Genomic DNA, 10957 nt, shown 5'->3' with positions numbered 1-10957 from the left:
GGGCGACTCTAGGATTCACTGGGAACTGAGGCAAAGCATCAATCGAATCGACCAATGGAAGCTCTTCGACTGATCCCTCAATTGTTCTTCGATCTCCTGGCACGAGTCGTCCCAGGTGTCGTTCTGCTGGTCATCGTCGCCTTCCTGCACACAAACGGCAGTTGGAAGGACTTGCTCAACGTCGCCGCCGGTGGCAGCCTCGACCCAGAGAACGCCTTCGCCTTCGCCTTTTTCATCCCGCTGGGCGTGGGCTTCGTGCTGGGCCACCTGATCGCCCCCATCGGCAAGACCCTGGGCGGCTGGGTGCGGCACCCGGGCTTCAAGGCGCCCTGGCGCGAGTACGACTGGCTGCGCATGCACCGCCCCGACGCTGGTGCCTTAGTCGCCAAGATCCGCGCCGAGTACACGATGCACTACTCACTGGCCGCCGCCTTCGCCATCGGGCTGGTGGCCGGCATCGCCATGCATGCCCTGGGCACCGCCGGCGCACCGCCCCTGTGGGGCCTCGTCGCCCTGGCCACGCTGACCGCCCTGTCGCTCTGGCGCGGGCGTGATACCGAGAAAGTGTTTGCCGACAGCGCGCGACAGTTCTATGCCGTGGCGCAGGAGGAGTTGCCGGTGTCGCCGCCGGCTATTCCAGGGCCAGACGGTTGATTGGACGATCTTGCCGTCCAAAGGATCTAAGGACGTTCTGGCCTGCTGAAACAGACCTCGAAGCAGGGCACTAGAAGCATCAAAGATTCCATCAGGGAGCGCCTCATGGCTGCTGATTTCAAAGACACCTGGTCACGTCTGCTGGCCGCCAAGGGTAAGCCGGGTGGAGGACTTTTTGACGCGGAATATCGGTTCGATCTGCTTGAGGGCGTGATCCAAGCATTCAAAGACAAATATGAGAACGCTGATGAAGAAGGGCTGCTGGCACGGGCAAACGGTCGGCTAAGTACGTTTAGCCTCTCTTACGCACAGATCGTTGGAGCGGCGGCGCCGTTCTTGGCTTCCGAGTCAAACAGCACACCGCCGCCGACTTGGCACGACTCGTTGCCCGTTGGCTTGCTCGTATTGGTGACACCTGCAACCTTCGATACCGTCAAGAAGGTGGAGGAACTCGCTCAGACAGCGCCTGGTGAGCTAAGCCCACACTGGGATGCGCTAGGTTCGCTGTTGGCCGTTCTTGATCGTGAACTCGGAAAGGCTGCCGATACGGAACTGTGGGGAGGCACGTGGTCTGAGTGGCTGCGCGTCAAACTGGCGCTCAAAACCAACCCGCCCGATGGGCCGGCGCGGGTCCACCTGTGGGTGACGGTGGCCGCGGCTGATGTCAGCCAGGCAAGTTGGCTGATGCCCGCTTACCGATCGCAAGGAGCCGCAGAGGCTGTCGCGATCATGGCGACGCCAGCGAAACCTAAGGAACTCGCCCCCAAGTCCGGAATGGAGGCGGTTGTCATGGTGGACGATCCGCGGACACTGGTCCCGGCGTCGCAAACCAACAAGGTGAAGTTCATCAGCGCCGCCAGCGTTGAGCTTCGCGTCGCCCTGTCTGAGCCGGAGCCGGACGAGTTGACCATTGCCGCGCTCATGCTCAGTCGCTATCGGCTGAATCCGGGATCCGGCGTTGATGTCGAGGATGCTGTCAGTCTCTGGGACGCGGCGCTGGACCTTGATCCGCCATCGGGCGGGGTGGGAAATGTTGACTGGGACTTCAAACGTAAAGTCTTCGATTTGAGACTCGGGAAGCTGATCAGTCGATCGTTGCCTGGTTCCGGACTTGCAGCTCAACCTGAAGAGACCTTGATCTCGGCTTGCTGGGCGCGTCGGCTGAGTGGTATTGCGGCGCACGGCCTTAGTTATTCGGCACCTGGGGTTAACGCTTCCATTCTCCCGATCGAACATGTCAAAGAGCCCGCTAGGACGCAGCAGCTTCCGCCCGAGAACGACATGGATGCTGACAAGTGGCCGATGCCATCGCCGGTGCCACAAATCCTCGACCCGCTGCTCAGTGCCTTCTACCTTGCCGTTCGACTAGGCGCTTCGGCCGCCTCAGCAAGGTCGTTGAACCTGCGCGTTGAGGATGCGGGCACGGGAGTGGCAGGGTTGTTGCTGCCGCCGGAGATGGTCTACGTCAATGTGGCTGCAAAACTCAGGGCTCGGCTTCGGTCACGTTCAACGACGGATGCGGCTGCCGAAGTCGTGAGGGATTGGATTCACGTGGCCAGGAACGAGAACGCCAGTTCCTGGAGACCTTGCGTTCGCCTTAGCGTGTTGGCGCTCTGTGAGGGTGCGCCGGCTCTGGTCCAGATCGCGTCCGGCGCGGAGGTGGCCGATATCAAGGTCGAATCGCGAAACGCGCTATCGACGTTGGAGGCGAGCCAGCTAGGGCTGGTCAAAGCACTTGCAGCCGTTTATGCCAACCCTCCAGTGGGGGGGCTTCCCGCCTTTGTCACCAGCGTAGCGGCCAACACGAAGGCCGTCGACGGCGCCGTGGCAGTTCAGGTGGGACAAGTGCCGCAGGTGGCGCTGTCACCTTCAATTGATATTCCGTCAGGACTCAGGAGGCTGCTGTCCAGGGGATTCGAAGACTTGGAAAGTTTGCTGAGTCGTCTAGCCCAGCAGGCGAAGAATGCGAGCGTGGTTCTGCGCGGGGCGCGCGACATCGTTCGAATGGGGCGAGGCGCTTTCATCAAGCGATTCACCAACGAGGCTCTGGCCCTGGAGCCCGCTCTGCTGTCACGCATCTATAGCCGGGCATGGAGCAAGACTAACGCTCGCGCGCAATTCATTGCCGCAACGCGCTCCAGCGACGTGACAAGTGGTGCTGCGCAGGCGCCGCACAAGCCTGAGAGCGTCGACTTCCCGGATCTTGCGCATCTGTTTGGGTTGACTGATCTGCCGACCTGCACTTGGGGGGACTCCATCCATGGCCCCGCGGCGTACTTGGTTGACGTTCTCGAGTTCCTGCGCCATCGGCGGCTAGTGTCCAGCAGCGATCTAGGGGTTCCCTCGCGCAGTGCCTTGAACTTGCTACTTGACCGTCGCCCGGATCTCGCTGAGATCGACCTCTCCAGCGAGAACGCGACGATCGAGATGCCTTTCATCGATCTCGTCAATGAGATTCTGGAGCAGCAGCTGCTGGGCACATCTGCCTTCCTGCTAGATGGCCCGTTTGATTGGATTCCCAAAGAAGGCCAGGCGCTTTCGGAGGGCTTCCTCAAGTCTTTGCAGACGTCCTTACAACCCTTCGGTTTGCATCTTCTATCGCCCGTGACCTCTTCGGAAGTACCGGAACGCGAACAGGAACCGGGATGCGTCAACGAAGAGTGGGTGGTCCGAGATGCTACTGGTATTGCAGTCCGCGTATGGCGCCACGTCAAGAAGCACGGTCGACCAGACCCTTGGCAAGCGCGTCTGATGCCGCAGACGACGTTGTCCGCGAGCGAGCTCGCGGCAGAGCCGCAGTTCGTTGAGCGTGCGGCCTATAAAGAGCTGGCCTCAGCCACCGTCCCGGGTAGCTACAGCTTGCCTTGGTCGCTCGGGGAAGCACAGCTTCGCGAGCTGCTGGCACTCGTGAGCGTTGATGTTCAACCTTTGCTCACGTGCGCAGTACCGGATTTCCTATTAGCAGGCGATGACGCCTGGCTGCCACGTGCACTCGCCGACCTCGGGATTTCTCAGGCCGAGGGGCAGGAGACGATATTTGGCAGTGGGAGCGACAAGCTGCTGTTTGACCCCGATCGGGATAGGGCCGACGACTACCGGTTGTCGGCATTCCTACAGCGCTCAGGGCTTGGATTTCATGAAGCGCTTGAGCTTGAACAGACGCATGCCATGCGGCGCGTGGGCTTTCGCCTTGTCGCTGTCGGTTCTGACCCGTGCAGCGCTGACTCCACAAGGATCCGCGTAGTCTGGAGCAACGACGAGGGGCCATCGCTAACGGCCAAGTTCCTTCGCCTGCGCAAGCGGTTGGGATGGCGCACCTCCGAGCTCGACCTCGCATTCGAGTCAAAGGACATCGGCAAAGCAGCGTTCAGCTCGAGGTTTGCCCTCCGCTTGTCAGAAGTGCGGGAACTCGGACAAAGGCTTCGTCTGTCAATCCGAGACACGCTTCGCATCTTCACCAGGCTACGGACAACTACCCCGAGGAACGCCACTGCCAGCGAGTGGGCATCCGTCTTCCTTGATACCCGAGCCAACGGCGCTGATGCCCTTCGAGATGCCGAGGCGCTGCAAGTGCTTCGGTCCCTGTCTAGTCCGGAGGGCAGGCGAACGTCGATCGAGCAACTGCTTGCGCAAGTCGGTCGCGAAAATGCCCCGCGAATTGAGCGACGACTGCAAGCCATGCTTGGTGCGGTGCTTCAGCTTCCCAGTGAAGAGCTCAACACGCTAACGGCGTTGAGGCATGACGCCGCGGCCTCATGGAAGCAGCTCGACAGCGAGATGTTGGCGCAACTCTATGGTGCGTCCCTGCTGCAGCGAGCCTGCGATGTCAGTCCAAGGGCGCTGGGCGTCATGCTGGCGATGTCCACGGGGAACCCGTTCACGAATCCCCACTCAGCGCTCGAGTTGGTCGAGTTCAGGGATGAAATCACCGCGGCGGGCCTGGATGCGCAGGTGCTCGGGGCCTGTCTCGTCCCGCCGCCCGGCGCGGCATCCAGTGCTGATACGGCAATGAGCGGGTACAGCCCTGTCACCGTCTTGGAGCGCCTGCTGGCCCTGTACAAGGCGCTGGAATCTGTAAAGTCGCGTGGCGTTACTGCATTGCTGGCCCAAGGTGACGCCAGCGCACGGCTGGCTCCTGAGAGCTGGACGCAGTTCTTGAAGGATGTCGGCTCTTCCATCTCGACGCATTCAACTTGGGAAGAGAGATTGAGCTTGCTGCGTGAGTCGGTCCGGCGCCAACTCCCAAGAATCCAGGCGGACGCGGTCAAACTGAGGGCTGAGCTTGTCGAAAGCTATCGGCTGGGCGGTCCGGGCGACTGTGATTGCGGCTCCAACTTACTAGCTGATCACTTGGAGGCGCTCGAGGCACTGCTGGACGAAGTCCTGCCGGAAGGGCTCCCGCCTTTGGACCCCTTTGCGCCTGGTTTGCAGCATGTCAAGCTAGGCAGCGATTTGCTACATCCAGTTGTAGCTCGGTGGATCGTGAAAGTCTTTGGCCCTGCGTTGCAGTGGGCAGGACTCAGCCGTGACGAGATTCTTGTTCGGCTGTCTCGCTGGCTAGAGAACGACGCGGAGGTGACTCGTGCCGGCCAGGCTGACGTCCCAGGCCTTCCGCCGGAGCCGGAGATCGCTGCTGAGTTGGCCAGCTATCTGGTCTGCCACCCATTAGAGCGACATGCGGCGATGCTCGACAGGCAGACGGCCCTGTCAGCGCAGCTTTCTGCGTCACTGGCTGTCACGCCGGAAGAAGCATGGGTTCTGTTCAACGCAACGCCATCGGGTTTGATGGACGGAAGTAGCGCCGCGCAATGGTGGTTGCAATTGAAGGAGCAGACCACTCCAGCGTGGAAGGGCCCAGCGGTACTGTCGCTGGGGCAGTTGGATACGGATGCGGCGCTGAGCGTGGCGTTTGATCAAATCAAGGCCATCTCCCTGTTCGCGCGCGCAGTTGCGGGGATGAAGCTAGACACTGCATCTTTGAGTTGGCTGTACGACCCGGCAGCGAGCAAGGATGGACAGTGTGCGGGGCAGCGTTTGAAGGTTCTGGTCCCCGGGGACCTGCTGGGGAATGCGCCCGGCAAGCCAGAGCAACTCAAGGAGTTGGCAGCTCGGTGGCGGAAGCTTTTCGCTTGGTCTCGCGTCTTCAAAGCAACGCCCGATGTTGCAGCCGTTGATGGATCCTCCGGCCTCGTTTCAATCCGGAAGGATGTTCTCGACGTTCTGCATGAGAAGGAAGAGCAGCGGACGTTTGCCGACGATGATTGGGCCCTTATCGCAGGCGCCCTGAAGAGGCTGTTTGGTTTGTCGTCCTCGGATGCCACAGATCACCTTCGAAGGCTTGGCACGTCCGTATTACTCGAACCACAGGTCTATGTGTGGTTGGAGCAGGTCGACAAGATCCTTGTGACTACGGGCTTATCAGCTCTAGACCTAGAGGGCGTCGCCGCCGCGATATCGAGTCCCGACGAGGTGGAGAGACTGGATCTAGGCAGTAGGCTGCGGTCTAGCCTTCGTCGACGGTTCGCGGACGCGGCATGGCCTGAGGCGATTCGCAAAGGACAGGACCGCCTGCGCGAGCAGAAGCGAGATGCGCTTGTCGACGCTCTGTTGAACAAGGGCGATGCAAGGTGGTCGAACCTCGATCGCTCCAAAGACAGGCTGTACGAGTACCTGCTGCTGGATACGCAAATGGCAGCCAGTATGACCACTTCCCGCATCGTTCAGGCGCATGCGGCAGTTCAGCAGTTTGCGATGCGCTGCACGATGGGGCTGGAGATTGAGTGGCGGATACCAGCGAGCGAGCTGGTCGACTGGGGGCAGTGGAAGTGGATGGGCACGTATCGGGTGTGGGAGGCCTGTCGAAAAATCTTCCTGTATCCAGAGAACTGGATGGAGCCGGAAGTTCGCGACGACAAATCGCGCTTCTTCGAGGAACTGGAAGCGGACCTTAACCAAGGCGAGCTGACCAACGACAACGCAGAGCTTGCGTTCACTCGCTATCTGCACAAGCTACATGATGTTTCTCGCGTGAGCATCGTGGCCACCTATTACGAGTTTGATCCGAATGAACCGGTGATGCACGTGCTCGGGAGGACACTCTCTCAGCCGTTCCGCTACTTCTATCGTCAGTGGGTAGACGAGCGCCGCTGGGCGCCCTGGGAGCCGGTGGATTTGGAGATCGAGTCCGATCACATTGTGCTGTTCAAGCGGGGTGGGCGCCTGTACCTCGGTTGGCTGATGGCAGCCCACGAGGAGACTCGCCCCAAGTTGCCTGAGACCTTCACGACGAAGCAAGGTACCGATGGCACAGTCACAGTGGGAGGCATAGAAGAGCCCGCCGTTCGATGGAAGCTTCAGCTCGCTACCAGCGAGCGGTCTAAGGAGGGATGGCAAGCCAAGCGTACAAGCCCAAGTTATCTCCTTTGGCCCGCTCAGCCAGTGCCGATGTCACGCCTCGCCAGAGAGAATCGGGTCGAACGGTTGCAGCTCAGCTTTCAGGACTTCGAGGTTCCCGAGATCCTTCTCACTGTCTTCCCGCAGGACGGTGAACCGCCGCAGGTGAAATCCAGTGCATCGAGGCAGCTCATCGGCTCGTTCTCTCTTGCAAGTTGCCTCGCATTGGCAAACCCCGAGCCATTGTCCGACGACCGACTTTCGCAACTTTCCGTCTATCCGGTCGTTCAAGCTGCAAAACCGCAAGGTTCGCGCTACCTCGAGCGTTTGGGGGCGAACGCCTCGCTCCGGTTGGAAGAGGGATCTGGTCCTGGTTCGGTGGCTGACGCGATCGATTCGATCCTGGCCGATCCACCCGAAGGCGTCGATCCAACGCCCGGTCGCTTTGCGGTCACGTTGGCCGCGCAGGCAAGCCTGTTGGATGCGCTCATTGCTATCGCCAGAGCGACATTGGTACCTTCGTCAACGCCGCTGCCGATGACGATGGGACTGGGCCTGCCGATCTTCTACTCGGACGACGTCGTTGACATTGCAATCAGGACCAAATTTGGGAAGGAAAAAGCCGAGCACGTCAGCGCCCGACAAATCGCACGGACGCTGGCAGACCTTCGGAAAGCCGTTCTGAGCGAGCCCGTTCAGACCAAAGTCTGGTCGTCGGCTTCATCACAGAGTACGTGGGACGACACATGGGCTGCGGAGGTGATCGACGCGATTGAGAAGGCATCCTCGTCCTCGCCGGTCGAAACAATCCTGACGCTGCTAGAAAAGGTTACGGACACGTACTCACCAGAATCTCCGTTTGAGCTGGCGGCGCGGACGCACCATCCCCTGGCTTGTGAGCTCGTTACGCGAGCCGAAGGCCGGGGAATCGCCAGCGTGTTCTCCGGCCGTGTTCAGGAGATGAGGCGCGAGGAGGTGTACCGCGGTCGAACCCAGACCCAGCTCAGCAAACAAGCGATCGAGCGTTTTCCCGTCTACGGGTTGTCTTTCGAGCAGTCGCGTGATGCCTATGCCTGCTACAACTGGGAGACGTTCTATCACGCCCCGTTCATGGTCGCGATGAAGTTCGCGGCGGAAGGCAAGTTTGAGGACGCCGTACGCTGGTTCAACTACATCTTCGATCCGATTGGAGTGGATGACGCTGTAGCCACGCCTGGTGCGGAGCAGCGGCGCCAGTTCTGGAGAACTCAGCCGTTCCGAGCTGCGATCGATGGATCGATCAATCCGCACAACGTCGATGTTCTGCTCGATCCCAGCAAATGGGGGAGCGAAGTTCGGCAAGAGGCGCTACAGGATCTCGCGGATTCCATCATGGCCTGGCGGCGCAGACCGAATTTGCCGTTCCAGGTCGCTCGCGGTCGATGGATCTCATTCCAGAAAGCCGTGGTTTATCGATACATCGATACGTTGATTGCGTGGGCCGATGCGCGCTTCCGTATAGACACACGCGAAGAGATCACTGCCGCCTCGCAGTTATACGTGCTCGCTGCACGCCTGTTGGGGCGCCGCCCACGATCCGACATCTCGATGTGCGATCGAGATGCTGCGCAAGGATGCGGTGCCAAGAGCTACGAGCAATTGCAGGCCTTGATCGATAGGCGCGACGATGAGCTCAGCAAGTACCTAGACACATTGCTGGGTGACGTTGAGGACATCCTGGATTGCACCGAGAACGAGGAGCCAGACTCCCCGCACCTGAACTTCTACAACGAATACTTCTGCATTCCGCCCAACGAAAAGTTATTCGATCTGTGGGATCGCATAGCTGATCGCCTGTACAAGGTCAGGAACTGCTTGAACATCGATGGCGTGTTCCGATCGCTGTCGCTGTTCGCGCCACCGATCGATCCTGCGCTTCTAGCGCGCGCCGGTGCAGCTGGTCTGTCTTTTGACCAGATCATGACAGGGCTCAACCAGCCGCGCGCCCACTATCGGTTCTCCGTCATGCTTCAGAAGGCCAATGAAGTCGCCTCAGAGCTGCGGGTGCTGGGTGGTGAGCTGCTGCAAGCGCTGGAGAAGCGCGATGCCGAGGAGATGGCGACGTTGCGGTCCCGGCTTGATCTTCAGGCAATTCGCTTGAACAAAGACATTCGAGATGAGCAGATCAGAGAGGCGAAGACGCAGCTTGAGGCAGTTATCACACAGATCAACACCGTGAAGGCGCGTCAGGGCTGGTATCTCGCTCGGATTGATAGAGGTACGTCGGCGAAGGAACTGGAGTCTATTGACGGCATTAGGAGCGGCCTGCTGGTGCGCACTCGCGTTGCTGCAATGAAATCGACAGCAGCGATTGCATCCATGATTCCCGAATTCACCGTCGGCGCCAACGGTGCGTTTGGATCGCCGCACTTCGCGCTGAAGATCAGTGGCCAGCCGATTGCTTTCGCCCAGAATTTCTTTGCCGACAAGTTGGCCGTTGAGGGCGACAAGGACCAGACGGCCGCAGGCATTACTGCTACGCTGGCGAGCTACGAACGTCGCTTGGAGGACTGGCAGTTCCAGCGAGACATGGCCTCCGGCGAGCTCCTGAGCCTTGAGAAACAGCGTATTGCGTCGGAAATCCGTCTGACCATGGCCTTGGCGGAAAAGAGAAACCTCGAGAGGTCCATCGAAAGCTCGGAGACCACAGACGCCTTCTTGAAGTCCAAGTTCACAAACACGGGACTCTACGATTGGATGGTCCGACAGGTTTCGACGGTCTATTACAAGACCTATCAGCTGGCGGCCGAGTATGCGAGAGCGGCCGAGGACTGCCTTAATCGAGAGCTCCCGGCGTCACAGTCCGGAGTCAAGGTCGTACGCTCAGATCACTGGAATGGGCTACGAAAAGGACTGCTTGCCGCAAGCAGCCTGATTCATGACTTGAAGCGACTGGAGTCTGAGCACATCAAGCGCAACAAACGTGTACCGGAGCTGATGAAGCATGTCTCCCTTGCCGTCGTGGACCCGCGGCAGCTGCTGGAGTTGAGAGCTACCGGGCGTTGCAGCTTCAAGGTACCTGAGGTGCTGTTCGACATGGATCATCCGGGGCAGTGCATGCGAAGGATCAAATCCGTAGCGCTGTCGGTTCAGTGTATTACCGGACCCTATGCAGGCGTTTCATGCAGGTTGAGTCTCCTGCGCAGCGAGATCCGAAAGCCAGACCAGGAGAAACCCGAGCGCGTACTTGGGCCGGCGGAAGCAATCTTTAGTAGTACGGCCAACAACGACGCCGGCCTCTGGGAACCGAACCTCAGAGATGAGCGGTACCTGCCCTTTGAGGGCGCTGGGGCTATCAATAGCGAATGGCGGCTCGACTTGCCAAACATGGTCCGCCTGTTTGACTACGCCACCATCTCTGACGTCGTTCTCCACATTCGATATACCGCAGAGCCTGGTGCAGATCCAGTTCAGGCAGACAAAGACCTCGCGATGAAGCTTCAGGATGCTGTTGAAATGGGCGGCTCGATTTGGGTCTATTCCAGCCTGCGATCCGACCTCGCGGATCAGTTCGCCGCGCTTGGCCGCGATTCAGGAGGGCCCCCCATTCGCCTCAAGATGCCAAGGGAGTTGATGCGTTGGAACGGACAGCCTGTGCGGCCTACCGGCCAAGTGGTGTTTGCCATCCTAGGGGAAGGTGGCGATGCCCCGACGGTTTCCTTTAACGGAGAGAAGCTGGTGGGGCTTAAGGCGCTGAACGAGAAGCGAAGCTTCTGGCGCGTTGAGACTGAAGTCAAAGACCCGGAGGAAGCACTAGGAGGCGCAGGTTTCGAGCTGTCCGTCACGGGTCTAACCCAGCTTCGAGATGTGATCATCTACGCTGAAGCGATCGCAGGGTTGTAAGCCACTGAAGATTGGCAACGATGCAAAG

2 protein-coding genes are annotated in these 10957 nt (G+C 59.8%); both read left to right on the top strand.

The genetic code is table 11. The features are described 5' to 3' along the window. Positions 1-81 precede the first annotated feature (81 nt). Complete coding sequence (locus QT382_RS11335; protein ID WP_289254140.1) at positions 82-654, top strand: hypothetical protein; 573 nt, start codon at positions 82-84, stop codon at positions 652-654. A 105-nt stretch (positions 655-759) separates the two neighbouring features. Further along, positions 760-10929: a Tc toxin subunit A-related protein gene (locus tag QT382_RS11330; protein ID WP_289254139.1), complete on the top strand. Its 10170-nt coding sequence runs from the start codon at positions 760-762 to the stop codon at positions 10927-10929. Positions 10930-10957: the final 28 nt, after the last annotated feature.

Origin of the sequence: Pelomonas sp. SE-A7, from assembly GCF_030345705.1 — a bacterium.
GTDB lineage: Bacteria > Pseudomonadota > Gammaproteobacteria > Burkholderiales > Burkholderiaceae_C > JAUASW01.
The sequence above is the reverse complement of the archived record's forward strand: the minus strand, read 5'-3'. Positions and strand labels throughout refer to the sequence as shown.

Excerpts from the sequence above, each read along its gene's own strand:
- QT382_RS11330 (WP_289254139.1), top strand. The coding sequence starts at position 760 with ATGGCTGCTGATTTCAAAGACACCTGGTCACGTCTGCTGGCCGCCAAG.